Annotated in this window: 25 protein-coding genes and 1 tRNA gene; 3 read left to right on the top strand and 23 right to left on the bottom strand. The window is 62.1% G+C overall.

Annotation, left to right across the window (positions count from 1 at the left end; all coding sequences use genetic code 11):
- Window positions 1-542: 542 nt before the first annotated feature.
- On the top strand, window positions 543-1,346 hold the full coding sequence (locus GNZ21_RS05020) for a hypothetical protein (protein WP_157321927.1): 804 nt from the start codon (window positions 543-545) through the stop codon (window positions 1,344-1,346).
- A 116-nt stretch (window positions 1,347-1,462) separates the two neighbouring features.
- A complete protein-coding gene (locus GNZ21_RS05015) occupies window positions 1,463-2,407 on the top strand; it encodes a reverse transcriptase family protein (RefSeq protein ID WP_157321925.1) in 945 nt (314 codons plus the stop codon).
- Window positions 2,408-2,655: 248 nt separating this feature from the next.
- Here GNZ21_RS05015 and GNZ21_RS05010 read toward each other — a convergent pair whose 3' ends face one another.
- From GNZ21_RS05010 to GNZ21_RS04920, 19 genes are all read right to left on the bottom strand, one after another.
- Window positions 2,656-3,702: a hypothetical protein gene (locus GNZ21_RS05010; protein WP_157321923.1), complete on the bottom strand. Its 1,047-nt coding sequence runs from the start codon at window positions 3,700-3,702 to the stop codon at window positions 2,656-2,658.
- On the bottom strand, window positions 3,699-4,082 hold the full coding sequence (locus tag GNZ21_RS05005; protein WP_157321921.1) for a hypothetical protein: 384 nt from the start codon (window positions 4,080-4,082) through the stop codon (window positions 3,699-3,701). Before GNZ21_RS05005 ends, GNZ21_RS05010 begins: the two co-directional genes overlap by 4 nt.
- Window positions 4,083-4,136: 54 nt before the next feature.
- The gene (locus GNZ21_RS05000; RefSeq protein WP_157321918.1) at window positions 4,137-4,445 is read right to left on the bottom strand and encodes a hypothetical protein; all 309 of its coding nucleotides are present in this window, start codon (window positions 4,443-4,445) and stop codon (window positions 4,137-4,139) included.
- A gap of 2 nt (window positions 4,446-4,447) precedes the next feature.
- Window positions 4,448-4,924: a hypothetical protein gene (locus GNZ21_RS04995; RefSeq protein ID WP_229659443.1), complete on the bottom strand. Its 477-nt coding sequence runs from the start codon at window positions 4,922-4,924 to the stop codon at window positions 4,448-4,450.
- 2 nt (window positions 4,925-4,926) lie between these two features.
- Window positions 4,927-7,074: a type IV secretory system conjugative DNA transfer family protein gene (locus GNZ21_RS04990; protein WP_229659442.1), complete on the bottom strand. Its 2,148-nt coding sequence runs from the start codon at window positions 7,072-7,074 to the stop codon at window positions 4,927-4,929.
- 16 nt (window positions 7,075-7,090) lie between these two features.
- The gene (locus GNZ21_RS04985) at window positions 7,091-8,713 is read right to left on the bottom strand and encodes a conjugal transfer protein TraC (RefSeq protein WP_157321915.1); all 1,623 of its coding nucleotides are present in this window, start codon (window positions 8,711-8,713) and stop codon (window positions 7,091-7,093) included.
- Window positions 8,713-10,389, bottom strand: coding sequence for a PrgI family protein (locus tag GNZ21_RS04980; RefSeq protein ID WP_157321913.1), 1,677 nt, complete (start codon window positions 10,387-10,389; stop codon window positions 8,713-8,715). The genes GNZ21_RS04985 and GNZ21_RS04980 overlap by 1 nt, the downstream gene beginning before the upstream one ends.
- A gap of 24 nt (window positions 10,390-10,413) precedes the next feature.
- Window positions 10,414-11,541: a hypothetical protein gene (locus tag GNZ21_RS04975; RefSeq protein WP_157321911.1), complete on the bottom strand. Its 1,128-nt coding sequence runs from the start codon at window positions 11,539-11,541 to the stop codon at window positions 10,414-10,416.
- 59 nt (window positions 11,542-11,600) lie between these two features.
- Window positions 11,601-11,912: a hypothetical protein gene (locus tag GNZ21_RS04970; RefSeq protein ID WP_157321910.1), complete on the bottom strand. Its 312-nt coding sequence runs from the start codon at window positions 11,910-11,912 to the stop codon at window positions 11,601-11,603.
- A gap of 90 nt (window positions 11,913-12,002) precedes the next feature.
- On the bottom strand, window positions 12,003-12,749 hold the full coding sequence (locus GNZ21_RS04965) for a hypothetical protein (protein ID WP_157321908.1): 747 nt from the start codon (window positions 12,747-12,749) through the stop codon (window positions 12,003-12,005).
- A gap of 99 nt (window positions 12,750-12,848) precedes the next feature.
- Entirely contained in the window at window positions 12,849-13,202 is a 354-nt protein-coding gene (locus tag GNZ21_RS04960) for a hypothetical protein (RefSeq protein WP_157321906.1), read from the bottom strand.
- Window positions 13,203-13,514: 312 nt separating this feature from the next.
- Window positions 13,515-13,832, bottom strand: coding sequence for a hypothetical protein (locus tag GNZ21_RS04955; RefSeq protein ID WP_157321904.1), 318 nt, complete (start codon window positions 13,830-13,832; stop codon window positions 13,515-13,517).
- Complete coding sequence (locus tag GNZ21_RS04950) at window positions 13,829-14,398, bottom strand: hypothetical protein (protein WP_157321902.1); 570 nt, start codon at window positions 14,396-14,398, stop codon at window positions 13,829-13,831. Before GNZ21_RS04950 ends, GNZ21_RS04955 begins: the two co-directional genes overlap by 4 nt.
- A gap of 35 nt (window positions 14,399-14,433) precedes the next feature.
- Complete coding sequence (locus GNZ21_RS04945; RefSeq protein ID WP_157321900.1) at window positions 14,434-15,396, bottom strand: sigma factor; 963 nt, start codon at window positions 15,394-15,396, stop codon at window positions 14,434-14,436.
- Window positions 15,371-16,672 carry a hypothetical protein gene (locus GNZ21_RS04940; protein WP_157321898.1) on the bottom strand — a complete coding sequence of 434 codons (1,302 nt, stop codon included), beginning with the start codon at window positions 16,670-16,672 and terminating at the stop codon, window positions 15,371-15,373. Before GNZ21_RS04940 ends, GNZ21_RS04945 begins: the two co-directional genes overlap by 26 nt.
- Window positions 16,673-16,772: 100 nt before the next feature.
- A complete protein-coding gene (locus tag GNZ21_RS04935; protein ID WP_157321896.1) occupies window positions 16,773-17,147 on the bottom strand; it encodes a hypothetical protein in 375 nt (124 codons plus the stop codon).
- A 3-nt stretch (window positions 17,148-17,150) separates the two neighbouring features.
- Entirely contained in the window at window positions 17,151-18,119 is a 969-nt protein-coding gene (locus GNZ21_RS04930; RefSeq protein WP_157321894.1) for a DUF2637 domain-containing protein, read from the bottom strand.
- 44 nt (window positions 18,120-18,163) lie between these two features.
- The gene (locus tag GNZ21_RS04925; RefSeq protein ID WP_157321892.1) at window positions 18,164-19,072 is read right to left on the bottom strand and encodes a hypothetical protein; all 909 of its coding nucleotides are present in this window, start codon (window positions 19,070-19,072) and stop codon (window positions 18,164-18,166) included.
- Window positions 19,069-19,338: a helix-turn-helix domain-containing protein gene (locus tag GNZ21_RS04920; RefSeq protein ID WP_157321890.1), complete on the bottom strand. Its 270-nt coding sequence runs from the start codon at window positions 19,336-19,338 to the stop codon at window positions 19,069-19,071. The genes GNZ21_RS04925 and GNZ21_RS04920 overlap by 4 nt, the downstream gene beginning before the upstream one ends.
- Before the next feature lie 93 nt (window positions 19,339-19,431).
- Here GNZ21_RS04920 and GNZ21_RS16280 point away from each other — a divergent pair, with 93 nt between their 5' ends.
- Window positions 19,432-19,782, top strand: a complete 351-nt coding sequence (locus tag GNZ21_RS16280; RefSeq protein ID WP_157321999.1) for a helix-turn-helix domain-containing protein — start codon at window positions 19,432-19,434, stop codon at window positions 19,780-19,782.
- Here the strand turns inward: GNZ21_RS16280 and GNZ21_RS04910 are convergent.
- The 4 genes from GNZ21_RS04910 to GNZ21_RS04895 all read right to left on the bottom strand — a co-directional run bounded on the left by GNZ21_RS04910 (window position 19,742) and on the right by GNZ21_RS04895 (window position 25,755).
- Window positions 19,742-19,815, bottom strand: a tRNA-Met gene (locus GNZ21_RS04910). The two genes, GNZ21_RS16280 and GNZ21_RS04910, sit on opposite strands and share 41 nt — an antisense overlap.
- Before the next feature lie 121 nt (window positions 19,816-19,936).
- A complete protein-coding gene (locus GNZ21_RS04905) occupies window positions 19,937-23,110 on the bottom strand; it encodes a UPF0182 family membrane protein (RefSeq protein WP_157321888.1) in 3,174 nt (1,057 codons plus the stop codon).
- A 51-nt stretch (window positions 23,111-23,161) separates the two neighbouring features.
- Window positions 23,162-24,199, bottom strand: coding sequence for a YlbL family protein (locus tag GNZ21_RS04900; RefSeq protein ID WP_157321886.1), 1,038 nt, complete (start codon window positions 24,197-24,199; stop codon window positions 23,162-23,164).
- A gap of 20 nt (window positions 24,200-24,219) precedes the next feature.
- Window positions 24,220-25,755, bottom strand: a complete 1,536-nt coding sequence (locus tag GNZ21_RS04895; RefSeq protein ID WP_157321884.1) for a zinc-dependent metalloprotease — start codon at window positions 25,753-25,755, stop codon at window positions 24,220-24,222.
- Window positions 25,756-25,827: the final 72 nt, after the last annotated feature.

The raw sequence follows: 25,827 nt of genomic DNA, 5'->3' as shown, positions 1-25,827 counted from the left end.
CAACCCAAAATCCAGTACTCGACTTCGGTTCTTCTCCGAGGCCGACCATTTTCCGGTGGCCCTCAACAGTTGGGGACCGGCGGTAAGAGTGCGGTCCCGGGCCCTCGGAACCCGGCTTTCAGATAGGGGGCTTGTCTGGTGACCAGCTCCATGTCCAAGTTGTTCTGCCAGACTTGAACAGAGCTTGGCGGGCCTTAGTTTGTGCCACGAAAACACCTTGAGCAGCTAGTCTGATGCTCACACCCCGGATCTGCACCGCGAGACTCCCGACGGCTATCAACACAGATAGGGAACCGCTAAACAATGGCGCAGCCAAATGGCTCAGCACATTTTTCGGCGGTGAACCGCGCAACACCCCAGCACCTGGACAGCGCAGCCGACTCCTCACCCAAACCGGAACTAAACTACCAATAGAATAAAGCCCCCTGAGTGGAGGAAGGACCACATGCTCGCCATAAAAGAGCCCTACCGGCGCACCGAGATGCATGGGTCCCAAACATCCCTTTGCGCCGTGCTCGAGTACCTCATCACAGGATTTTTCGATGCCTGAATCGGGACCTAAGACAGGACACAGTTCTCCTGTCACGATTTTTCTTGACGAAGGCGCATTGGACGGCGAGTTCAGGTTCCCGTCCGCATGTGCAGTCGTGGTTGAAGACGTGGAAACAGTTCAGACCACTATCGAGAAAACGATTCATGAGCTGGCACTAAGTCAGGACTTCCGCATGGAGTCAACTGCGGCAGAATTCGCCTCGCGTGGGTTCCACCACTCTCAGGACCCTTTAATTGCGAAACGCGAGTTCATTAAAATCATCCCGAAGCTCAATCTGGACTGGTGGTGCTCAAGCCACCTTAATCCCTCCGACGATCCCTATAGCACTCTAGATAAGCAGTTCCAGTGGGTTATGGACCGAATACTACTCAAACTCAAGTCTCGACCAGTAGAGTTCGTTTTTGAACAGAACTCAAAATTGAACAGATCCTTCCGAGGCTGGGTAGACAACAGCACCCTTCGAAGCGGCTACGACTCTAGCTTAGTTAGCTATAGAATCGGAACTAAGGCCGATCGCGTACTTTCCGTGGCAGATTATTGCATTTCTGTCAGCTCGCAAGCAATATCCAAATGGATGGCCTTATGCTGTGAAACATCAAAACTGCCCAACTACTTCTGCTACAGAAACTTCGCGCTGCTGGAACGGTCGTGTTCAGTGCTCCACCCCTGGGGCATGAAACGCAGCCTGTCGAGCAGAACATCAGGGCGCCTGAAGGACCGATCCTACTTTCAACTGACCGGTGAACATCGCCCCACCTGTAGCCGCAGGACCGCCGAGGCGCTAGACTCTTAGGATGCGGGGTGCGGGCTTTCAATGGTGCGCGAGTCGCGTGCGTTAGCAAATGAGTTGGCATTGCCTTCATGCGTGAATCCGCACCCCGCACATTTTCCCACAGGGAGGAAGCGCCCATGACGATCCTGTCGGACACCTTGACCCTGGACGACCTCGTTATAGCAGCCACCCTTCCGGATACCGCAAGGGACCTGATGGAGGAACCAGTGCGGCCATGGCAGCTCAATACAATCACTGTCCGCAAGTCACCAGGGAAGTTCCGCCGCGTGGTGGAACCAAGGGATAACTCATTGGCTCGGGTACAAAAGAAGCTGAAGGAGTTCCTGGATAGAGATGTATTAGAACCACACCCCTGTGTGCACGGGTTCACCAGAGATCGGGGGCCCTACACGAACGCGTTAGCCCACTTGAACGCGCGGGCCGCTTTGACAATAGATATATCGGATTTTTTCTCCTCAGTATCCTCTGATGACGTCCAGTCGACGTTAGTGAGTTTTGGCGCCTCGACCGCCGTGGCTAGGGGCATAACTAACGTAAGTGTCTTCGAGAATGTGCTAGCCACCGGCTTTTCCACTAGTCCTGTTCTTTCAAACATGTACTTCCGAGACACTGACGATGTCTTAGCCACCTTCGCTGAAGAATTTAACCTTACCTACACGCGGTATGCAGATGATCTAACGTTCTCGGGCGAAGATGTGGACGACACCCATTTGGCTGAAATCACGAGAGTTCTCGAATCCAAAGGATTGCGTGTCAACCAAAAGAAGGTGCGGTTTCAACGCAGCGGGCACCCACAGTTCGTAACTGGTTACGTAATTGCTCATCGCGACCACCCCCGTGTGGGAAGATACTTCAAGCGACAACTTCGTCTGGATTTGCATTACGTTATGAAGCACGGTCTCGTGCATCAAGCTCAACTTCGAGGCCTGAGTCCACAGGTATTAGCAAAGCAACTTGCAGGGCGAATCAACTATTTAATGTGCTCGGAACGAGACCTGGCCGTACACTTGCGCCAGAAGTACGGACATCTACTAGACGATGTTGATGAGAATCCATATTGATTTAACGAAGTAGTACCTGGCTGCTAGACGCCAATCGACCGATGGGCTCGCTGATACTTTTCTACCGGTGAACTAGCACAGCCCTAATACCTGCTCCAGCGCCTGTGCGCCTGTCAGCAGGTGTGGGTGGCCCCGCCCCGTTGACGGTGTTCTGGTCTCAGGAGCGCACTGTTGCGTGCCGATCTGAGCCTCAGTGCTCAAACACCCCTGGGCAGGGTGCTGTCCTCACTGTGGCGGGGCCACCCGGTCTATAGGACCACCGGCGGGTGCCCGGCTTCCTGGTCTTCCTCGGGGATCTCTTCCCACGGCCCATCCGGGTCCGGGGCTTTCTGCCAGGTCACCCTGGACTTGGCAGGGATGTTCTCCACGGTGAGGCGTACATCGGTTTCTGCTGCCCCGGGGGTCTTCTCACCAACGAGAGTCGCCGTGGGCATGTCCGGGCCTTGGACCGGTGCGATGCCCCCGATGTTGGAGTAGGCCAAGGGTGCGCCTCGGGCACTGGTGACTTTGGCTCTGACGAAGTAGTTCGGCTCGCCCCGGGCTGGCCTGTCGAGCTTGCGGTGTTCCCGCCGCGAGTACACGGTGGTGCGCCACAGGGTCTCGTCGTAGTCCAGGACCATAGGTTTCAGCTCGGAGTGATTGCCCTTGCCGCACTCGGGCATATTCTCCATGACCGTACGCAACCGCCCGATCATCGCCTGGAGGTGGGGAAGCCACATCATCATCGGATTCACACTCGGGGCTGCTTCCTCCCACACTTTGTACTCCAGATTCAGGGCCGCATAGAGTTCCGCGACGATCTGGGAGTGGCGGTACCAACAGGCTGGGATCACCGTCTTGGGTATCCGATACTCATTGACCAGCCAATCGGTGAACCTGCGCAGCTCGATCCATGCCTCTGACTGGTCTTCAGGGTCGATCTCGGACCAGCGGGTGCCCAACCAGTTCGGTGGTCCTCCTGCCGCCAGCTCCTCGGCCACATCAGCGGCCAAGTAGGCCTCCAGCCCGTTGGTGTTCTCCTCCTGGTGCGCTGTTTCAGTCGGTGGCAGCTTCAGTGTTGAGGGATCTCCTGGTTCTGGGTCTTCTGCGATCTCCTCCGGGGCGGGCTCCAGCTGACGCAGAGTCGATTCAGATTCCCACGTTCGTCTCAGCTGCTCAGCACCTGCCACAGACTCCTCGGGCTCCGTAGTACTGGTGTGTGAGGCTTCAGAGGCGTGCAGCTGGTCATAGCTGGCCGCTACCCGGTGCAGTTCAGCTTCCAACGGGTCAGGACCGGCGGTAGCGGTGGTGCTCATCGTGTGCTCCCATCTGCGGAGTCCCGGGCTGGTTGGTGCTGCTGATATGGGGGCCGAGTGACCAGCTGTTTGAGCCCGTCGATGATCTCGTGGACGACCCGGGCCGCGCACCCAGGCTGAGAGTCTTCTTCCATCCGGGCATGCACTGCGGGGTGGCAGAGATCCTGACACAGCCAGAACCCCGCCCCTGGTGCCTGACTGCATTCCTGCACTTCCGGGTGATCGGCCAGGGTGCAGTGCCATTGCAGGGCAACGAACCGGCCGCAGATCTCGCACAGCGCCGGTTTCACTGGCAGCTGCGCCCACCGCAGATCCGATGAAGCAGGAGTCTCGGCACGGTGTTGGGGTGTGTGAGCCGAGGGTTCCGGCTGGTAGTCCATAGGGTGCTCATTTCTGGTGTGAGTCGAGGTCGGCAAATGCTTCGGAATCGGTGCTCATGCGCCCTCCAGCTCCCTTTGGGAGGCTCGGGCCTGCTGGTGCTGGATGACGGCTGTCGAGAGCTGGCACAGCCGCAGGGCCAGAGCGAAGTGCAACACACCGGGCAGGGTGATCCACCATGACCCTATGACTGGTGTGAGGGTCAACCAGATGCACCCGTGGGCCACCATCATCAGCTGCGCCTTACGGGCGAATCCTGGGTCTGCATCTGCTGGGGTGTGCACCGCCCAGATCCTCAGCCCCAGGTGCCAGTAGACCACTAGGGCCAGCAGACAGCCAGCGGCTGCGATGGAGAGTTCAATCATGCTCAGCCTTTCGTGTACTGGTGGTGCTCGTGCTTGGCAGAGGCCAGGATCGCGGTCTTCAGCTGCGCCCGCTGTGCCGGGGTCAGCCGCTGGTGCCGGCGGATGAGATCCCGCAGGATCACCACTGTGGCCCGTCGCCGGTTCCACCCGTTGTGGTCTTTGGGACGGTCCATCACCCGGTGCAGAGCCTGGTGGTGGTACCTGCACATCGGCATCAGATCCTGGTCTTTCTCCTCAGCCCTCCATCTGCCCCCGGCGTCCTGGGTGACTCCCCCATAGGAGGTGTGGTGTAAGTCCAGGCCCCGCCCGGTGGCTGCTTCGTGCTCGGTGAGGGTGAGCCCGCAGACTTGGCAGGCTGGCTCTTTGCCCTCTGCTCTGCGGTCCTGGAACCAGCGTTGACGCCTCCACCCCCATGCCTGGGACCGCAGGTATCCCCGGTATGCAGGTGAGCCGGTACGGCCCAGTGTGGCCCTGCCCATCCTCAGAACACCGTCACATCCCGGTCTCGGTCCCGGTTCCGGCGCTGGTCGGTCCGGGGCCGGGCCGTGGACTCTGTGGGTTCCACGGTCGCAGTCTGCGGTGCTGGGAAGTGGTGCGGATCAGAGCGTGTGCGGCGGAACCACTCCCTGCCGGTCTCGGTCGTGCCTACGGTGCCGGTCTCCGGGTTCACCTGATGAGAGGAATGCACCGTCTGCACGCCGTTCGTCGTGCTGGTCACCGGGCGGTGGGGCGTCCCGGTGGAGTGCCGTGGCCCCATACCCTGTGCAGGTGCGGCTTCTAGGCCCGCGCTGGAGGCCTGGTGATGGACCGGCTGGGCGTGCTCAGGCGGGCGCAGCATCGCCTCCCACTCATGTTCGTGTTCTGGGTCCAGCAGTGATTTCGCGTAGGCCTTTTTGGCCTGGTCGATCTCATCGGCGTCCTTGCGCTTCCAGTAGGGTTTGAGGTTCATGAAGATGGGCCGCTGCTTCCGAAACAGCACAATGGCCCAGGAGAACGGCAACCGGCGTAGCTCGTCGATCTCCAACACGTTCTTATCGTGGATCTGGTCTGAGACCGAGCTGCCGTCTTTCTGCCGGGATTTGCTGGCCCGGATGATCTCTCGTTGTCCGGCCAGTTTCTGGATCTCCTCCAGATCCCGGGTGCCTGAGGCTCCGCCGAGCTGGATCTTGATGGTGGCCGCATCGAAGATCGCGCTGGCTGCCTGTTCACCCCATGCGTCCCGGACTTGGGCCAGGGACTGGAAGACCGGCATCGCGGAGATCCCGACACCACCGCCGTCAGCCATAAGCTGCACCAGGCCCTCCCAGGCTCGGGTGATGTTGGCGATCTCATCGAGAATCAGCGCCAAGGGTGGGTCCAGCCGGTTGCCCTTGCGCTTTGCTGCGATCTCCCGTGCCCGTTCGGTAATGGCATCCATCATCGCGATCAGAAAAGGTCCGGCTGAGCTGCCGCCGGTTTTGGTGCCGACGATGTAGAGGGTGCCGGATTCTTTGATGAACCGGTCAATGTCGAATGTCTCATCGGCACTCCGGGGATTCAGAGTCTGTCGCACAGCATCCACCGAGAGCCCCTGGACGGCATTGGAGACCCCGAACCACATGTTGGCTCTCATCTTCGGGTCGCCCTCGATCACTGACTCCAAGGCTGCGCCCCACCCCACAGCGGCGGTGCCTTTCTCCTCATGCTCACGCAGGATCTCCACCGCTGCACGCGCCTGCGCTGAGGACTTGCCCCACAGCATCAGATCATCCACGCTGCGGTTCTCCAGGGCTGCTGCGTGCAGCAGGGCCTGCATGATGTCGATAGCAGGTGCCCGCCATTCACTGTTGTTGCCGTCTGCGGCCAACCCGGCTGCCCCAATGAGGCTGCTGGCACGCTGGTTGGCCACCTGAGGCTTCTCACACCCGGTGATCGGAGACCACTTCAAAGTGGTGGCCTTACCGGTCAGCCCCTGCGGGTCGAACAGTGTCACCGGGCCTTTCTTCGCCCTCAGCGGGGCGGTCATCGAGTAGTTATCAGCCCGGGAGCTGGTAGTGATCACTGGTCCTGGGGCGTCCACAATTGCCCCGACCAGCACGTTCACACCCTTACCGGAACGCGGTGGTCCCAGCAGCACCTGGGACTCCTCCAAGGAGGCCCAGCAGGGCACTCCCTCACTGTGGCCTAACAGGATGTTCCCCGCCTCCGGGGTGCGGTCTTTCTTCTCCAGGGTGGGCCTGACTTTGCCGGTGGCTTTCTTCGCTGCCTTTGGCCCCATCCATTCGCGGATCTCCGCGCGTTTGGCCAGGCCCTCGCGCCGGCGCATCCGGGCGATGAAGTACTTATCCGACTGCCGGTACTTGGTATAGGCCGCGAACCCCCCGAGCGTGCCTACTATGGCGACCACCAGGAACAGCCCCCAGGCCACACCCACACCCCAGGTCGGGGCAGTACACCCGGTCTCTGTTTCCCCGAACGCGGTGGCATCCCCGGTGCCCACAAAGGTCAGCGGGTCAAATACTCCACTCGGGGCAGCCCACTGGCCGCAGGCCACACGGTTAGCGACCATGCCCAGCCCGGTCAACGCAGCCAGTAGTGCCACCAGCGCCCCGACCGCGTACATGGCGATATCCCCACCGGTGGTGGGCATCATCCGATTATCGCGCTCACGAAACATGCTGGGCCTCACTCTGTTGTTCTGGTGTCGGTGTGGTGTGCAGCCAGGCGGGTATCGGATCACCGTCGGCATCTACCTCCACCCCCGGGGCATCGGCGTCTTCGGTGTCTGCTTCATCGGGTTCGGAGTCCATGCGCTCATCGGTGTTCAGCAGTGGCAGCTCGGCTGGAGTCAGCTCGTTGTAGACCTCGAATGTGGACTGTCCCACCCGCCACAGCCCCTCCCCTTTGGGCAGTGAGCGCAGCAGCTGCTTCTCCCGGTCGTTGAGTTCCAGCTCATCCATCGTGACTTTCAGTGCGGCACTGTCTTGGCGGTAGATCACTTTCACATCAGCATCAGCCAGCAGAGACCGGGCCATTGCCGCCATTTGGGAGCCCTGGTCACCAGCCATGTTCAAGTCGGAGACCTTGTGCATGATGAGGATGTTGAAGATCCCGTAGGCCCGGGCGAGCTTCCAGTTCTCCACCATCCGCTGCAAATCTGCCCGGGAGGATAGTGAGTCCCAGCCCTCCTCGTAGACGATGATCCGCTGGCCCGCATCGGAGTTAGTGACCATCGATTCCATCCATGCACCACAGCAGGCAGAGACCATCCGGCGGGCCACCTGGGAAGCCCCCCGCATCGAAGAGGTGTCGATGGACACTGCCGGGGAATCAGAGGAGAAGTTCACCGTGGATTCTCCATCGAACATTCCGGCCAAATCACCACTGGTGGTGCGCTGAAACGTCAGGGCCAGCATTTCAGCAGCATCAGCGACACGCTGCGGGGCCTCCTGGATGGTGGCTTCCAGAGCTTTGATCACATCCGGGATCGTCGGAGTCCTCCCACGCTCAGCCGCAATGCGCTCTGCCCCGTCGATGCCCTCCTCCAGGGCGGCGTGCTCAGGCGGGCTGAGCTCATCGGCCCCGTTGAGGATCTTCACCAGAGTCTCCATGATGGTCATGCGCCTGGTGCGCACCACCAGCTTCCAGTCCTGATCTGTCATGGTCTCGCCCTGCTGGTTCTTGGAGGGCCTGATCCCCTCATCCAGCGGGTTCAGCCTGGTGTGGATACCCGGGCCGACCTGGATCACCACCCCGCCAAGGGTCTTCACTATCGGGGTCCACTCACCTTTGAGGTCACTGGCCACCGAGAGTTTGCGGCCGACCAGCACCAATCGGATCGACAGGGACTTCGCCAGAGAGGACTTCCCCGTGCCCACGGTGCCAAACAACAACATGGACATGCCACTGATGAGCCGGCGGTTATAGGCATCCCAGGGGTCGAAGCAGAACGGGCCACCACCGTGCATGTCCCGACCGATGAGTACCCCGTTGGCCCCCAGGGAGGGGCCTGCCACATAGGGGTAAGCGGTGGCCGCAGTGTGTGCCCCTGCTTTGACACCCTCCAGCTTCAGCTCCGTGGTGCCCCAGCCCGAGCGGGGACGCCGCTCTCCACCTGGCCCCCAGGTGCGCCGGGGAAACCCGGCGTTATCGTCTACCTTGTCGCGGCTCTCGCGCTGCTTGGCCTGCTCTTTGAGCATCCGGGCAGCCTCTTTCTGCACCCGGCGACGCTGCTTAGCATCCCCGGTGGAGAACGTGAATACGTCGTGTTTGGAGGAGAGTTTCGGCATCAGAGCGCCAACCTCCCCAGCGGCAGGGCACCAGCGATAAACCCAGAGTCCTGCTCACCCCCCAGTAGTCGGATCTCACATCCTGCCTCCGCTGCCCGGGTGCGCAGATCCCCGCAGTTGGCCTCCAACTCCTGCTCGGTCGTGGCTGAGACGGTGATCAGACATGCGATCTTCACCGGGGCGTGGGATTCCACCAGCTCGGCTTCTTCCCGCTCGATATCCTCGATCTGGCGGGTATGGCGCAGGCTGGGCTGCTTACCCAAACGGCTTCTCACCGTCTCGTTGGTCTGCCAATCTGCCTTGCGCCGCTCATTGTCTTTCAGAGCTTTGCGGGTATCCCTGGGCTTCACATAGAGGCTCACGGTGTGGCGGAACTCCCCGGCGAAGATGAACCGGTCAAGGAACCCCAGCTGGGCTTGGGCTTGGGGCCACTCGCTGATCACAAAGCTGCGGTGCAGAGCCCCGTCGGACTCGAACCGATCCAGGGTCCACTCCGCGTGCATTGGCCCAGCACTATCGGGGGCCACCCCGGCGAAGTCTCCCTCGCGGTCGCTGATCTCCATCGTGGACAGCGGGTCGAACCCAGAACGGATCAGGGCGGCCAAGCTCCGTGGGGTATGCCACTTCACCACTCGGGTGCCTGAGTCCGGCAGTGCCGACTCCACCACCCTCATCACTCCCAAAGCGGTGTCCATGAACCCGCGCAGCTTCCCGCCATTGGCTTGAATCCGTCGGGCCAGTACGTCCTGGGAGAGCACGATGGTCAGCCAGGGCTCATGAAGCGACTGACCGTCCTGGTGGTTCATCATCTCCACGAACGACCCATCCAGGATCGGGTCGATCCCCGGTCCGCTCATCTGCACCTGGTCACCGTCGATATCCCGGGTGGGAGCCTCTAGACGTTTGCGCTCATACCAGGCCATGACCTTAGCCCCGCTGATGATGGTGGTCTGGTCCGAGAATTGCAGCCGCGCCACACCAGGGATACGGGATAGCCCGGAGAGCACACCGGCCCATGCCCGCAGCCGGTCCTCCTTATCCTCAAAGGCCTCCAGGGCGAATGCCTTATCGGTCATGATCGCTGCAACCACCACGGCCTCTTTGCGGCGCGGGTCATAGACGAACGCTGCTCCCCCCGGCTGCTGGAAGACCCGCAGTTCGTTGATCTCCCCGGGCAGTTTGAACCGGTGGCCCTTACCCGGTTTGATCCTGCCTTTCTTGTTCCTGGGGGTATCGTCCTCAGGCCTGATCGGCCCGTCTACCGATTCGTAGTCCGGCAGCACCTGAGAATCCCCGGGTGCCACCAGTTCGTTCTGCCTGTAGATCGTGCCAGTGGCATCCAGCCCGGCCTCCAGACCATCAACGGGCTGGACGTACTCAGTCTGGCCCTGCTTTTTCCGCCAACCGAATTTCATGATCGTAAACGCCCACCTAATCAGTGACTTGCCCATCACTCTGGGGATACCCACCAGAGCGAACCCGCCACCGATCACCAGGGCGATCAGCAAGCCCGTAGGAAACCCGACTGCAACCACGATGGGTACACAGATCAGCACCCCGACTCCCAGGAAGATCACCTGGTCCCACCCCAGGCCCATCACCACGCCGGTGGACTCTTCCCGTCCGAACCGGGTGCCGTCCCACTCAGAGGCCTCATAGGCCATTGGTGCGCTCATAGGATTCTGTGTCCTTTCCGTGCTTTACCGACGCCGAACGCTTCGGGTGATCATCCGGCCACCGCCGCGCAGCACCCGGCCACCGGTCCGTGTTGCTGTCCGGGCAGCGCCACGGCCGACTCCGCTTATCCGCCGGCCACCGCCAGCGGCGGCAGCTACACCTGCTGCTTCCATCGCGCGGTTGCCCTCCGGGGTCATGAAGCTCACAAACGCCAGCATCAGCAGCGGCATAGCGGAGGCGATCACGATCAGTGCCGCCCCAGCAACCAGCTGCACCCAGTCCGAGCCGATGGAGGCCATAGTCAGCCCGAACTGCACAATCGCAGCCGCAACAGGTTTGGCCAGCATCAGCGCGACTTCCACACTGATCCACTTGGAGAAGATCGACTTCGCCGCCTCGAAGCTCAGACTGAATATGGCAATAGGGGTGAACATCGCCAGTGTCAGCACCGCCACGGTGCGGAAGATCATCATCAGCATCAAGATCCCGCAGCAGATCAGAAGCCCGAAACTGACCAAGAATGGCAGCAGGATCGCCCCGGGCTCATCAGCGATACCGGCCATTGCCCACAGCTCGTAATTGGTATCAACAACGACTTCGTCCTCGTGCGGGTTGTACCAGAAGCCCACCAAGCGCATGATCCCGGCAACCCCGATATCCTCACCCGAGGTCTCATCGGTGCCGGCCTGCAGAATCCACAACGCCATAGCGTCAGTGGCCCGCAGCCCCATGAACACCAGGCCCGCCGTGACGTAGGTGGCCGGGACCGCCAACACCGCTGACGCAAACGCCCTGATCATCCCAGCTGTTGAGGCCCGGAACAGTGACAGGATGATCTGGAACGTGAGGAAGATGATCAAGATCGGCAGCATCGCCAGCACCATCACGTTAAGCATCCCTGGGTAGTGGATCGTGTAGGTATCAGCGCCTGTCACATTGACAGTGCCTCCCATCACCGCGATCCACCAGGAATCAGCATCCCCGGAGGGAGTGAAGCTGGTGGCATCCCCGAAAGCTCCTGCGATGAACTCCCACGAGGCGTGGGCAAAGGAGTTGATCGACTGAGCCAACAGGGCACGGAACGATTCACCCCAATCCTCGAAAGGATCGGGGATCAGTCCGCCGATGCCAACCACGACAAATGAATCCATCATCACTGTTCCTCAGTGCCGGTGGGCTGCTGCCTAGCTGCTGGGCTTCGCCTCACCACTCACCCGAAGAGGTTCCAGCCGGAGAACCACATGATTGCCCCACCGATGGAGCCCACCAACAGAGCCGCGACCAGGGAGACGATGAACCCCTGGATGCCCATTGACTGTCCGGCCGAAGCGCCGAACATCTTGGACCCGCCCCAGACGATCAGCCCGATCACAGCGGTAATCACGAAACAGACAATCGCGGTACCGATGATCTGCCCAGCGAACGTCTGGAGGAAGTTCTGAACCCAGGGTGCTCCCATGTTGGGGCTGACCCCAGGGTTGATCCCTCCGCCTCCGGCCTGGATGTACAGTGCGTTGATCATGATCAAAGTTCCTCTCGGTATCAGGGGACAGTCCCGTTGCGCTGTCCACCTGCTCTACCGGCCCCTCACAGCCGGCGCATGTCACCGGCTCTAGTCCCCGGGAACAGGAATGGTGTAGATGATGTAGAGGGCACTCATCGAGGGGCTGGTGTCCAGCACGATCACCTCGATCTCAGAGCCAGGGGCGGGATTCGTGTTGGACCGGGTGCAATCCCCGCCACCGCCGTCAGGACGCCAGGAATATCTCGATATGTAGCCTGTGTCATCCCAAGTGGAGGGGTGCCCTGCATCTTGCCACCCAGAGGCTGGAGCGCTGGAATGGTGCCAAAGCCAGCCCAGAGTCCTGGTGGAGGCCTCACTGGCAGCAAGATCGAACGCACCAAGGCGATCAAGTTCTGCGACCATCCACTCGTGTTCCTGCTCAGGCGGGATATGCGCGTCCTGGCCACCAAATGAACCTGCTCGGTGCCAGTCCCCAGAGACTGTGACGGTGTTCAAGCACTGCGAGGCTGGTTCCTCCAGGTGGACGTTGACATGTCCTGGTCCGGCCTCGTTGACCAGCACTCCCCCGTCACTCGCTGTTGCCGCAGAAGACGACGTCCACTGGATCGCGCCTCCCAAACTGCCCAGCACCAACGCTGCCGCCAAACACAGATAGATCCCACGGAATCCAGCAGCACTGTTCTCACTGTTAGCGATCACCTTGCCGCTGGCCCAACGCAACGCAGCTAATACCCCGCCGATCACCAGCAGCACTGCCGCTGTGCCCATCATCCACCCGGCGATCATGTTGATGTGCCCCAGCCCACTGCCTGAGGTATCAATGTTCTCCAGCACCGCTGGCCTCCTCCATCACTCACCGGCAAACACCCTGCTCGCCGGTGAAATGGGCGCTCAGCAGCCCGGGACGTATGTCAGATAGAGATCACGCGCGGATCAGAACACGATTGCGACCAGAGCGATCATCCAAAGAACCATCACACAAGCAGTGGCCACAGCGAAGATGATCCTGCCCCTGGTGCCCTGGAGAATCGTGGGCAGGTTCTCTGGCCCGTCGTCATCAGCTGGGACACTGTGCGTCAAGTAGTGCACCCAGCCGCGCCGCCACCGCGCACGGCCACGGGCCAACAGCCCTGGCCGGCGCTTTGACCGCTCTACCTCTTCGGCCCAAGGATCATCCATCACCTCGTCTTCGGTGATCGGCTCCTCCAGCTGGTCAGCCTCAGTGTCCAGTGAAGCTGCCTGCTCGATCTCAGTGGTGTTCTCAGTGCTCGGCTGATCAGTACTCATCATCTCTCCTGCCGCTGATCCAATTCTGTCTTTAGGCATCTGGTCCGGTGAGGTCATTGAGGAAATCCCTGAACTCCCCAGGCCAGTGCCGCCTGGCGGGCTGCGCATCTGCTGATGAGCCCCGGGATGTAGCTGCCACACCAAGCAGCAGCCACACTGGTCCCAAAAAAGGAGCCGTTACAGTCAACCTGGCGAACCGGCACCGGTCCTCAGCCCGGGTCGATTGCCCCCACAGATCCAGGAAGACCCACACCGAGCCCATCCCGACGAACAGCCACATCACGCTGATCCCTAATACCGTCTCTACGCCCATCACACGCTCTGCCTCTCATCCGCTGCCACAGGTACCCGTTTGCGGTTATTTCCCATGAGATCTCCAAAGAATGAACGCCTGGACTCCCCGGTGGATCGGGAGGCTGCGGTCTCATGCGCCCAGTCCCGGATCAGTAACCACGCCCCCACCAGCAGCCAAAGGCCCCCGACGGGCAGAGCTACCAGTGTCAGCCGGGCAAACTTGGTCCGGTACTTCTGGTCCTGCTCCTCACGCCACAGCTCGAAGAATGACCAGGCCATCACTGCACCGGTGATCACCCAGGCTGCGGCGACAAACCCCAAGGTTTCAGGGCTCATCGGCCCCACCCCGGCTCACCAACGCTGGGGCCACCGGGGGCGGGGCTCTGATAGCCCTCTGGCAGCTGCTCAGCTGCTGTGCGGGGCCGAGACCGTCCGCGACTCGGGGCTCCGGGGTCTGTGGCGTTGCTGGCAGCTTCTGGCCCTCTCCAGGGAGTCAGCACAGAGCCTCGATTCCCACTGAGCGCCATGACTCTGCGGGTGCCGTCCGCGTCCTGGAGCTTGAAGTCGCTGTGAATCTGCTGCCAGTCTTTGAACACATTGGAGTCAATGCCGTACTCGATCAGATCCGCCTCAACAGGGTCTACTGTCGGGGGCCGGTGCCCGTTGGCCACCAGCATCCGGTCCACCGCCTGATCGAACGTAGCGCAGTCTCCTGCTGCCCGATCCGGGGCCACCACGACGTACCGTTCGCCACTGCTGGCATCCGCATCAGGGGTGGCCACAGTGCCGATCCATTCTGGGCCGGAGAACGCCCGGGAAGACTCGCCCACCACAAAGACATGGGTGCCCACCCCGGGTTGGTCTGAGGTCTTGATGAACGGTGGTTGGTAGCTCTTACTCATGAGTGGTATTCCTTATCCCGGTCGATGGTGGCTGTCTACGCGGCTTTCTCTTCCCGTACCCGGGGATGTTCTTCGTCTGTGGCCCGGCGAAGTTCAATGGGCACAGTCCCGTCGATCACGCCCCAAGCCACACTCAGCAGCCGCACCGTCGTGGCCAGGTACTGCCGGGCAGTGTTGTAGGTCCAACCGGTCTGCTCCTGCACATGAGAGACCGGGATCTTCTGCCAGCTGCCCGGGTAAGAGGCGATAGCTCGGGCCATTTTCGTAGTCCACGACCCCGCCACTCCGATCTCGGGCAGACAAGAGATCAGATCCCGCACCCGGGCCGGCTTCCCCTGAAGCTCGGCGTGCTTGTGCCAGGCGTTCAGAATCACCTGGCAATACAGCTCCAGGGTCCGTTTGAACTCCCTGACCCGGGCCTCACTGATCCCAAAAGCCGCTGCTGCTTGCTTGGTATCGGTGTGGAAATGCAAATGAGTGGCCAGCCCGTGGATGAACACCTCCTGGTCCATCACCGCCGAAGCAGTACCAAGGATGGGCTGCAACCAGGACTCCACCGCTAAGGCCTCTGCGGTCTCCACTGCCGGATCACCGTACTGGTCCCGGTGCTCCCACACCCGCGAGGCAGCATTGGCCAGCTGCTCCTCGACCGTGTACCCGGACTCACCATCGCCACTGGGCCGCTCGGGCAACAGATCCCCGTGCTTGTTGACCTCAGCATGGATACGAGTCACCGCCTGGTTATGACCGATCCTGTTCACCCAGGCTTGCAGAGACCCGATAGCCGGATCGAAGCTGTACCGGGACTGCCATGCACCAGCCACCGTTTCCCCAAGAACGTCTTCCCAGAACCGCAGCAGCCCAGCTCGCTGCATCATCGGCCGGATCACCATGCGCCCGGCAGTCTTCCCGGCCTCCAAAAGCTGCTCACCGGTGAACGGGTCCACTGCCCCGCCAGGTGTGTGTGCCCCGTCAGGTGTGTGCTCTGCTGCGCTCATAGCTGGTATCCCGTCCCGTCTCCTGCTGATCCCTTACCCGGGTGCCCACCGGTGCTTCACTTCGCTGTTGTTGCCGTGGCAGATCCCTGAACCTCAGCCGTCGCATTTCCTCCTCGGTCGCCTCCTGACTGACCTCGACCCCGACGGCAAGGGCGTTGCGACGGTGCTTCTCCGGCAACGCGTTGAAGATCTCCGGGGTCAGCCGGTCAGGGAACTCCACCTGCCAGGTGCCCTTACCCGAGCACTGCGGACAGTTCGAGCGCATATACCCGTTCTTGGCATGAGCCGGCAGCGGGCACACCACCCCAGTACCCGACCCCCGAGCTGAGGGTTGGGACCGCTGCGCGATCCACTCAGCCCACCCCTGGGGAGCGTTGCGCAACGCCGCTGCAATCAGCCCCAACGGGCTCACCACCCGACCGCTGGCCCGGCTGAAGATCTCATCGACCAACGCCTCCAGCGTGGAGCGTGACCCCACCCGCACCCCGGTGTGGCGCTCCACCAACGCTGAGACATGAGCCAGAGGAACATCCCGGTAAGGCCGGTTGTCCATCGGCTCCGGTGCAGGGACAGCCGCCGCAGGCGCTGGCCCCACCGGAGTCTCCCCCTCCGGGATCTTCTCGTCCTCCTCCTCCGAAGATCTGCCGGTCCCGCCTCTGTGCTCACCAGGAGGACTTGAGGAGGAGGATTGAGGGTTTAAGCGATGGTTAGAGGACGTGCGCGCGCGTTGAGGGTGGAAATTTTCGACATCGGAGCCTGCATTTTTTTCCGACCCAGCCAGGGTGGAAAAATTTTCCTCCCTAATGTTCATGGGGGTGGAAGAATTTTCCGACCCAGTTATCCACAGGCCCGACTCTGGGGTGGAAGAATTTTCCGACCTACCCTGACCTGGGGGTTCTTCAACGGCACTTTCGTCGGTCTCAGCTGCTTCCAGGTAGTTGAAGAACCCCTCCGGGTCAGTAATCAGCTGCTGGAGAGCCGCCTCATGGACCCAGAACTCGAAGCCGGCCACGTCCTGGCCACGGTGACCTACAGAGCGCACCAGAGAGATCAGACCCCACATCTCGAACTTGCTCAGCCCAGTCTGGACTGTCCTGGTAGTAGTGATGCACCGCCGGGCCAGTGTGGCCTTGTCAGACTTCCAACGCCACTGCGAGTCCACGTGATTGCACAAGTGCATCAGCAGCAGTGCCTCAGTAGCGGTGACTTTCTTCTCGCCCAGCTTCGCCAGGGCATCCCCCAGCCGCACCGCATAGTTCAACGCCTCAATACTCACGATCTACCTCCGGTGCGTTGAGCCGCAGCGGCCCCGGGCTGAGTATTGCCTCACCGTTGTGGACCTGGTAGATCAACGCGTGGATGGTGCCCGACATGTCTCAGCCCTCCTCCTGCTCGTTCTTGTGCCAGGCGAGGATTGCCGCGACCACGTTGGGAATGTGCTCGGTGGAACTCCACCGGGCACCGGGAGGGTCCAGCGGATGCCAGAGGCCAGTCGCGTACTTGGACTCCCCGTTCTGGAGGTAGTGGGTTCCTGAGACGGTGATGCTCAGGCCCATGCTGTCCTCGCTGATCCGGGCCATGTGCCAGTCATTCACCAGCCGCCAACCGTCGCCGTAGCGCAGGTACAGCGGCTCATCAACCGGCTGCGGGAACTCGTAGACGGTCTCCACTAAGGTTCGCACTGGGGCGTCTGGATGATGGAAGACGACTGGCCCTGGGTCTGAGCTGACCTTGCCGATCAGAGCGTTCATGGTTCAGGCCACCTCCCGCTCGGCGGCATTCAGGTGTGCTTGTGCGCCCTCGGTCTCGAAGATCTCCGGGCGGCTCTCTTTTAGATCTTCCAGGCGGCGGCGTCCGGTCTTATCGCTGAACCCGAAGTGCCGTGCCAGGGCTCCACCACTGACCCGCTTGCCCTTGACCACCAGCTGGGCAACGTAGTCTGTGACCTCGGCCTGGTCGGTCTTCCCGGTGGTCGGTGTCTTGGTGGTGGTGTCCTCTACTGCCCTGAGGTGAGGGCCTGTGGCCGACTCAGTAGGGGCTGGGGACGATGAGGGGGTATCTGCCTCTTTGGAAGCTCGTTTGAGCATGAGATCCCGTTCCAGGCGCAGTTTCTCGATCCGAGCCTTGTGCTCTTCCTGGGCGATCTCTGCCTCTTGCCGGGCGCGTTCCCGCTCCGCTTCCATTTCCAGCTGTTTGCGCTCTCGCTCTGCGTGCTGGGCAGCCCACTCAGCTTCTGCCTGAAGCTCCTTGCGACGCGAGACCGGATCCTCCACTGCGACCCGGGCCAGCTGCTCGGTAGCGGCGAATACCGCCACCGGGACCATTGCCGCGACCCCAGCGCCCACCAGGCCCTGCCAATGCTCCGAGAGCGTGTGAGCATATGAGAGCGCATGGGCGGTATTAGCGATCATCGAGACCACAGTGAATGTGCCCAGCAGCAGCCACGAGGGCCAGGTCTTCTCACCCCGGGCCTTATGGATCAGCACCGACCCGGCGTAGACCAGAATGGCGGTGTCGATGAATGCCGGGACTCCCCAGTGCATCCACATCGGCAGCCCCAACCAGGCGGCGACCTCCATCAGTGCCACGAAGCTGATCAGAAAGGCCACAAGGCCGGCGAAGCACACCCCGATGGTGATAGCTCGGATGAAGCGCGGATCATCAGGATTGATCCTGGACTGCTTCACCTCAACAGCCTTGCCGGTGGTTGTCGTAGTCGTCATCTGGTTCCCGCTCACTCTCGTAGTCCCCATCTGCTTCCGCCTGTTCAGGCCGCAGAGCCCTTGGCTTCGGTCTGGCTCCGGGCATCGTCCAAGTTCGCCTGTGCCTTAGTGATCGAGCCCAGAGTGTCCCGATCCTCCAGGGCATGCCGCACATCCGGGTGAGTGCCCATCCGCACCAGCAGATCCGTGAGCACACCCACCGTGTCGGCCACCGTCCGGGCAAAAGACTTCAGCCGATCCTCGCCCAGCGCCCGGGCATCGATCTGCCTGGTCGTGAAGTAGGCCTCCAGGGCCTGTGCCTTGCGCTTAGCCTGGGTCAGCGGTGCAGCCCCACCAGCCTGCAAATCGGTGATGATCTTCTTGGCCTCATGCTGAGATTTCTCCGTGTGCTTGCCCGTGAAATCCACCCGCAATGGCTCCAGACCGGTATCCGAGACCAACCGGTCCTCACCGTCAAAATCAGCAAGCACATCCTCGTGCTCAACAGAGTCCTCATCCGCAACGGTGGAAACGCTGACCACCTCTGCGTCCACCACGTCCTCGTCCAGGTCATTGGCGGTATAGTCCCGGTACTGTTTCCCATCGGCACCCTGCACATCCAGGGTTTGTCCAGGTGTTGCACTCGCAACACCTTGGGGCTGGCTGGACGCAAGCTTGCGCGACACTGTGGAATGGTCCATGTCAGTAGCCGCCGCGATCCCGCGAGTACTCATTCCCGCATCCCTGAGCATCATCAGAACTTGCTGCTCTTCTTCTCTACTCGGACGCAGAGCGATTCCCTGAAACTCGTGATCCAAGCATTCCTGCCAGGAGTTGTAGCCCAGAGCGATCCAGATCCGGCCACGCCACATCGCTGCCATTTTTACCCGTAGGGCAGCAACATCTGCCTTGAACTCCTCAATGACCTCCCGGGCCTCATCAGCGCTGTAGCTGCTAGTTAGGGCGGTGCTCATGATGCTGACACCAGCTCATCTTCAAGCAGCTCTGCCTCGTCGAATCCCGCGACAAGTGTTGAGAACGGCACCCCGAGCCAACGTGCGAGACGCATTAGCTCATCCAGACGAAAAGACGCTCTACTGGAGCGTTGAACCCTGCCGTGGAGTTTGGCGGAGAATGTCCCCTTACTGATTCCGAGCGCCTCTGCCGCTGCCTGATAAGTGAGCCCTCGACGCCCAATCTCTGCGCCGATGTTTGACCTTAGCTGTTCGAGGTATGTCATGACTGCACACTATTTGGCATAGCCCAATCACGCAAGCACTTCGTTTGGATATTCACTACTTCGTGTCGAAATGTATTGCTCTATAGTGTCTACATGGGTATCGTGAGTGGCATGACTATAGCCCCCGAGAACATTGATCCAAAGATCGCAGCCAACGATCTGGTCTCCGGTGAGATTCGCGCTTGGCTCTCACGTCGTGGCCTGACGCAGAAAGACTTAGCTTCCGTGCTCGGCCTTAGTGCTGGAAGCGTGTCTTGGCGGATGAAAGGGAAGACCCTGTGGGCATTCTCTGAACTTGTGGTCGTGGCCAGCTGGCTCAATATCTCAATCGCACAACTGCTCGGAGAAGATCTCGTGAATGAGAAAAACCCCCACCCAATGGGTGAGGGTTCTCTCCTTGGAGTTGCGCGGCCAGGATTTGAACCTGGGACCTCCGGGTTATGAGCCCGGCGAGCTACCGAACTGCTCCACCGCGCGCTGGGTTTCCCGTTTCCGGGACTTACCTATCTTACATGCTGGTGAACTGAACTCAAAATCTGAGGGCTGAGGGGTCGGTCCCCATCGGGAAACCGGCCCCTCAGCCCTGCCAGCGACCCGCTCAGTCGTTCAGCGAGTTCTCCAGCTGGAAGAGCTCGTCGAGGGTCTCCTCGAACTCCAGCTCCAATTGGCGGTAGCGGGCCAGGTCGCCCTCCGAGAATGCCTCGTTCCGGTCGGCCCAGAGCTCCGCCGCCTCGCCGCGGAGCTGCTCGAGGCGCTCCTGGTCATCCTCGGCGACTGGGGCGTCGTCGTCCTCATCCTCCTCATCGTCCTCAGGGGCCGCAGCCTCCTCGGTCTCGGTGGGGGCTGGTGAGGGCTCGGTGGCCTCGTCCTCCGTGGTGCCCTCGACCCCGTCGAGATCATCCTCCACGGCCTCGGCATCCACACCGGCGCCTTCAACTGCCTCGACACCAGCATCGCCCTCGAAGACCATATCGAGCGCTTCCTGCAGGGTGTCGCCGTAGCCGACCTCCTCGCCGAAGCCGACCAGCACCATGCGCAGGGCCGGGTAGGCCGAGCCGGTGGTGGCCTGGACGTAGATGGGCTGCACGTTGAGGATGCCGCCGCCGGCGGGCATGGTGATCATATTGCCGCGGTGCACCTCGGAACCGCCCAGGTCGTCCAGCACATTGAGCTGCTGGGCGATGGTCTGGTGCGAGTCGAAGTTCGCCTGAGTCTGGCCCGGGCCGGGGATGGAGGTCTGCCGGGGCAGCTCCAGCAGCCGCAGCCGGCCATAGTCCTCATGCCGGACCCCGTCCTCGCCGGTGCCGGCATCGCCGGAGGCCGCCAGGAACCCGTAGAGCACGTTGCGCTGCTGACCATCGGCCTCAGTAGCCGGGATGAAGGCGGAGGTCAGCGAGAAGCTGGGCTCCTCCTGCTCCGGCATCTCCAGCGTCATGTAGTACGGGGGCTGCGGCTCGCCACCGTCCCGGGTGGGGTCCGAGGGGATCGACCAGGCGTCGTTGCCCTCGTAGAAGGTGCCCGGTGAGTCCACGTGATACTCGGTGAGCAGGGACCGCTGGATGCGGAACATATCCTCCGGGTAGCGCACATGGTCCAGCAGCTCCGCGCTCATCTCCTCCATGGGCTGGATGGCCTGCGGGAACACCTCCTGCCAGGCCTGCAGGATCGGGTCCTCGTCATCCCAGGCGTAGAGCTCCACGGAGCCGTCATAGGCATCCACAGTGGCCTTGACCGAGTTGCGGATGTAGTTGATCTGGCCGGTCAGCTGCTGCGGCCCGCCCTGGGTCAGGGCGTCCACTGTGGCCGACTCCAGCTGCTGCTCAGTGGAATAGGGGAAGTTGTTGGAGGTGGTGTAGCCCTCCACGATCCACTTGATCCGCCCGTCCACAATGGCCGGGTAGATGTTCTGGTCCACCTCCAGGTAGGGGGCGACCTTCTCCACCCGTTCCCGCGGGTGGCGGTCGTAGAGGATCTGGGACTCCTCGTTCATGTCACCGGAGAGGAAGATCTCAGGTGATTGGAAGTTCAGCGCGAAGACCAGCCGGTTGAACATATTGCCCACCGAGGGTCCGCCGTCACCGCTGAAGGTGTACTGGGTATCGTCCTGGCCATTGTCATCGGCCTCGGCTGCTTCCGCCTCGCCCTCCTCATCCTCAGTCAGCTCCACGGCCGGGCGGTCCAGCTCGCGTGGCGCAGCGCCCTCCGGGGCGCCCACAATGGAGTACTGGGGTACGGCTTCGCCGAAGTAGATGCGCGGCTCGTAGTCCTCATCGGAGGCCAGATCACCGGTGGTGGGGATCCCCTGCAGGGTGAAGTCCGGCCGGCCCTCTGGAGTCACGGTGTTCGCGTTGGCCGCCACCAGGCCGTAGCCGTGGGTGTAGATCAGGTGCTGGTTGACCCAGGAGCCCTCCGGGGCATTGACCTCACGGGCGGCGATCACCGTGTCATAGCGTTGACCATCAATCTCGTAGCGGTCAAAGCTCAGCGTCTCCGGGAAGGTGTAGTAGGGCCGGAACTGCTGGAACTGCCGGTAGGCGGCGGAGACCAGATTGGGATCCAGCAGACGGATGTTCTCAATGTTCGCCGCATCATCGGCCAACGCTCCTGCCTCGGCTTCCTGGGTTGCGGAGTAGCTGATCTTCTCCAGGTCCTCCAGGTCATAGGCGAAGCGGGTCAGCTCCATATTGCGCTCGATGTACTCGGCTTCCAGGGTCTGCTCCGTGGGCCGCACCTGGTACTCCTGCACCAGGAAGGGCACCACACCGGTGCCGATGATCGCCGTGACGATCAGCACGGCTGTGCCGATGATGGCGAACCGCCAGCGGGCAGTGATCGCGGTGATGATCAGTACGATCGCCACCAGCACAGCGGCGATGGCCAGAATGGTCTGAGCCGGGATGACCGCATTGACATCGGTGTAGAGCGCACCGGCCCAGTTACCGCTCTGATCCTGCAGGGTGGCGAAGCGGCCCAGGAACCAGCTCACACCCTGGAGCAGGATGAACGCTGCCACCGCGATAGCCACATGCCAGCGGGCTGCCTTCTCCACTACGAATCTGCCGCTTGCCTCGATCCGGATGGACCCGAACAGGTAGTGGCAGAGGATGCCGGCGATACCGGCCACCAGCACGGCTGAGATCAGGAAGCCGTTCACGAAGTTCAGGAACGGCAGGGTGAATACGTAGAAGGCGAAGTCGCGCCCGAACTCGGGGTCCGTCTGGCCGAAAGGCTGCTGGTTGATGAACAGCAGTACCTGCTGCCAGTTGGCCTGTGCGGCGGTGCCGGCGAACAGGCCCATCAGCACTGGCAGGCCGAACATCAGCAGCCGGCGCATGGAGGTCAAGGTGGACTGATACTTGCTCACCGAGTCCGCCAGCTGGCCCTCGATGTTCTTGGGCCGGGTGCGGAAGGCAAAGAACAGGCTCAGCCACACCAGCAGCCCCATCAGCAGGAAGGCCGCCACAAAGATCACCCCGCGCGCCACCCACTCGGTCCAGAAGACCTCGGAGTAGCCCAGCTGTGAGTACCACAGGATCTCCGCGTAGAAGCCGGAGAACGCCACGAAGGCACCCAGCAGCGCGGCGATGATCACTATGGTGATGATCAGCGCGGAGGGACGACGCCGCCCGCCCTGGCTGCGGCCGCTCTCACCTCCCCCGCTGCCCCCAGAACCGCCTGAGCCGGCGTCGTCGTTGCTGCTGCTGCCCGACCCGGAGCCGAAAATCCCTCCGGAGAAGGGGTTCGAGTTGCCGAATCCCTGAGAGAAGCTCAAAGTGTGTCCTCGTCTCTACCTGTACTCATCAATTGGTGGTGCGGTGACGAATCACCGGCCGCAGGGCTGAAGCCCTGCCAAAAAGTCCTCATCATTGTCCCTGACCGCCTCGAGGATCGCCACTGCCTGATCCACATCCTCGACCCCGTAGACCTCGATGCCGCCAGGAAGCCTGCCCTCCAGCTCATCACAGTTCGGCCGTGGCGCCAAGAAATGCTCGGCACCCTCGTTCCGGGCCCCGACCGTCTTCTGCGCCACCCCGCCGATGGGACCCACCGTGCCGTCAGGGTCCACCGTGCCGGTGCCGGCCCAGTTCACCCCGCCGGTGAGCGATTCCTCGGTCATGGTGTCGACCAGCCCCAGGGCGAACATCAGCCCGGCGGAGGGACCGCCGACATCCTCCAGCCGGATATCCACCTCCACTGGGAAGTCGAACTCGGTGGCCAGCATGATGCCTACGTAGTACTCCCCGTCGGCCTCCTGATAGGTGGGGACCTCTACCTCCACGGGTTGGCCGTCGCGGACCACCGTCAATTCTATCGGTTCGCCTGCGGCCTCGTTGACCGCCTGTCGCAATCCTTCGAGTCCGGTGATCTCCTCGCCCTCGGCGGCGAGCATTTGGTCCCCGGGGATAAGAATCTCATCAGTTCCGGCCGCTACAGCCTCCTCGGTGAACTGCATCACCGAGAGCTCCACGGTGTAGTCCACGTCCAAGTGGTCCAGGGCGGCGGCGAGCGCCAGCTCCTGGGAGGAGGCCATGGCGGCCTGGTTGCGCTGCTGGACCTCCTCGCGGGTGGTGCCGGAGGGGTAGACCAGCTCATGCGGGGTCAGGTCCACGCTCGGGGCGATCCAGCCGCGCAGAGCGTCGAAGACCCGCACGGTGGAAGTTGGTGCGCCGTTGACGTAGACAGTGGTCAGCGAGAGGCTGCCCTCAGTCTCATGGGTGTCCGCCCCGTGCACGCTGATCACCGGGGATTCTTGGATCTCACCAATGGTATTGAACACCGGTCCGGGGGACTCCGTCAGATAGGCGCTGGGCAGAGTGAAGGCGGCCAATCCGATCACCAGAGCCCCCAGACCGGAGGCCATCTGGACGTTTCTGCGTAGGCTCACGCGCCGGGACCGTCATAGTCACCGTCGAGCAGCCTCTTCAGCTCCTCATCGATCTTGGCGGCCTCCTGCTGCCGCTGCGCACGCCGGGTATGGAACCCGGCCGGGTCGTCCAGATCGGCCTCCTCGGGCTGCACATCGGGGTGCGCCCACACCTCATCGCGACCCTCGGCTCCGTCGCTTTCACGCAGCTTCGCCCACAGAGCGGCGGCGTCGCGCAACCGACGAGGCCGCAGCTCCAGGCCCACCAGGGCGGCGAAGGCCGCCTCGGCCGGGCCCCCGGTGGCGCGGCGGCGGGCGAAGGTCTCGCGCAGCCTGCCGATAGAGGGCAGGTGGGCACCAGCCTGGGACACCACGTCGTCGACCCAGCCCTCCACCAGGGCCAGGGTGGTCTCGATGCGGCGCAGCGCAGCCTCCTGCATCGGAGTGCGGTCGGTCTGGAAGAGACCCTCACCGAAGAGGTCCTCCATCTCCTGGGGATTGCTGGGATCGATCTGACTGGCAGCTTCCTCCACCCGCTCCATGTTGATGTGGATGCCGGCGGCGTACTGGGCCACTGCGTTGAACAGATCATCCTCCAACCAGGGGGCACGCAGGAACAGCCGGATCCGTGCCGCCTCACGCAGCGCCAGGTACAGCAGGATCTCCTCGTGCTCCACCTGCAGGCCCTCGCTGAACTCCTTGATATTGGCGGGCACCAGGGTCATAGCAGTACCAGCCAGCGGGAGGCCGATATCGGAGCCGGAGTGCACCTCTGCGGCAAGTTCGCCGATGGCCTGGCCGATCTGGGCGCCGAAGGCCACTGAGCCCATCCGCTCCATCATGGAAGCCACCTGGGCACCGGCGTCCGGGGGGAGCATCCCTTTGAGCTCCTCGGGCAGCTGGGCTCCGCCGCCCTCCTCCAGCTGCTGGCGCACCACCTGGGCCATGGCCCGGCCCACCGATTCGGCAACCGGTGCCGTCAGCCGCTGCCAGGACTCGAAGGTCCGCTCGATCCATTGTTTGCGGCTCAGGGCCTGCCCGATAGTGCCTACCGCCTCAAAGGCAGTGGCCTCATTGAGCCACATCTCTGCCAACCGGAGAGCGTCGTCGACCTGTTTGGCCTCTGCGGGAGTCACCGCGGCATCGTCTGCCACCGCACTGACTGCTGCGTTCTTGGTCAGCTCCCAGTTCACGGTCTCATCGCCCTGGTTCTGCATAGCGGAGAACATGGCCTGGACCTGGCCCATGATCTGCTGCATCATGGCCGGGTCACCGAAGCCAGGGGGCATCTGGGAGGGGTCGAGCTGGCTGGGATCAAAGCCGGGCGGGAAACCGGGGAAGCCCCCGGCGCCGAAGGGGTTCTCACCGGTGCCACTGTTGTCCTGGCTGTTCTTGCTCTGCGGGTCGCCGGTGAAGCCCATGGAGGGTCCGGTGGAGGGGCGGTCCTGCTCTTCAGCAGAGGATTCGTCTCCGAAGGCCTCGCCGAAGAGTTTGCGCAGGAACTCCTCCTCATTGGACTCGCTGCGATCGTTGTCATCGGGCTTGTCAGTCATGCCTGGCTCCTGCAAGAGGGGAAAATTCCGTGACTGCCAGGGTATCGCCGCGAGCTGGGGAAGACCCGCTGC

Source organism: Nesterenkonia alkaliphila, from assembly GCF_009758175.1.
In the GTDB taxonomy this organism is placed as follows: Bacteria; Actinomycetota; Actinomycetes; order Actinomycetales; family Micrococcaceae; genus Nesterenkonia; species Nesterenkonia alkaliphila.
Note: the sequence above shows the minus strand (reverse complement) of the source record. Positions and strands in the feature narration are given on the sequence as shown.

Coding starts and splice junctions, on each gene's coding strand:
- GNZ21_RS05005 (WP_157321921.1), bottom strand. CDS start 4,082: ATGGACTACCAGCCGGAACCCTCGGCTCACACACCCCAACACCGTGCC.
- GNZ21_RS04900 (WP_157321886.1), bottom strand. CDS start 24,199: ATGGCCTCCGGTCTGGGGGCTCTGGTGATCGGATTGGCCGCCTTCACT.
- GNZ21_RS04930 (WP_157321894.1), bottom strand. CDS start 18,119: ATGACGACTACGACAACCACCGGCAAGGCTGTTGAGGTGAAGCAGTCC.
- GNZ21_RS04950 (WP_157321902.1), bottom strand. CDS start 14,398: ATGAGTAAGAGCTACCAACCACCGTTCATCAAGACCTCAGACCAACCC.
- GNZ21_RS16280 (WP_157321999.1), top strand. CDS start 19,432: ATGGGTATCGTGAGTGGCATGACTATAGCCCCCGAGAACATTGATCCA.
- GNZ21_RS04980 (WP_157321913.1), bottom strand. CDS start 10,389: ATGAGCGCACCAATGGCCTATGAGGCCTCTGAGTGGGACGGCACCCGG.
- GNZ21_RS05000 (WP_157321918.1), bottom strand. CDS start 4,445: ATGATTGAACTCTCCATCGCAGCCGCTGGCTGTCTGCTGGCCCTAGTG.
- GNZ21_RS05020 (WP_157321927.1), top strand. CDS start 543: ATGCCTGAATCGGGACCTAAGACAGGACACAGTTCTCCTGTCACGATT.
- GNZ21_RS04975 (WP_157321911.1), bottom strand. CDS start 11,541: ATGGATTCATTTGTCGTGGTTGGCATCGGCGGACTGATCCCCGATCCT.
- GNZ21_RS04920 (WP_157321890.1), bottom strand. CDS start 19,338: ATGACATACCTCGAACAGCTAAGGTCAAACATCGGCGCAGAGATTGGG.
- GNZ21_RS04935 (WP_157321896.1), bottom strand. CDS start 17,147: ATGAACGCTCTGATCGGCAAGGTCAGCTCAGACCCAGGGCCAGTCGTC.
- GNZ21_RS04970 (WP_157321910.1), bottom strand. CDS start 11,912: ATGATCAACGCACTGTACATCCAGGCCGGAGGCGGAGGGATCAACCCT.
- GNZ21_RS05015 (WP_157321925.1), top strand. CDS start 1,463: ATGACGATCCTGTCGGACACCTTGACCCTGGACGACCTCGTTATAGCA.
- GNZ21_RS04945 (WP_157321900.1), bottom strand. CDS start 15,396: ATGAGCGCAGCAGAGCACACACCTGACGGGGCACACACACCTGGCGGG.
- GNZ21_RS04925 (WP_157321892.1), bottom strand. CDS start 19,072: ATGAGCACCGCCCTAACTAGCAGCTACAGCGCTGATGAGGCCCGGGAG.
- GNZ21_RS04985 (WP_157321915.1), bottom strand. CDS start 8,713: ATGCCGAAACTCTCCTCCAAACACGACGTATTCACGTTCTCCACCGGG.
- GNZ21_RS05010 (WP_157321923.1), bottom strand. CDS start 3,702: ATGAGCACCACCGCTACCGCCGGTCCTGACCCGTTGGAAGCTGAACTG.
- GNZ21_RS04995 (WP_229659443.1), bottom strand. CDS start 4,924: ATGGGCAGGGCCACACTGGGCCGTACCGGCTCACCTGCATACCGGGGA.
- GNZ21_RS04955 (WP_157321904.1), bottom strand. CDS start 13,832: ATGAGCCCTGAAACCTTGGGGTTTGTCGCCGCAGCCTGGGTGATCACC.
- GNZ21_RS04990 (WP_229659442.1), bottom strand. CDS start 7,074: ATGCCCACCACCGGTGGGGATATCGCCATGTACGCGGTCGGGGCGCTG.
- GNZ21_RS04895 (WP_157321884.1), bottom strand. CDS start 25,755: ATGACTGACAAGCCCGATGACAACGATCGCAGCGAGTCCAATGAGGAG.
- GNZ21_RS04960 (WP_157321906.1), bottom strand. CDS start 13,202: ATGAGTACTGATCAGCCGAGCACTGAGAACACCACTGAGATCGAGCAG.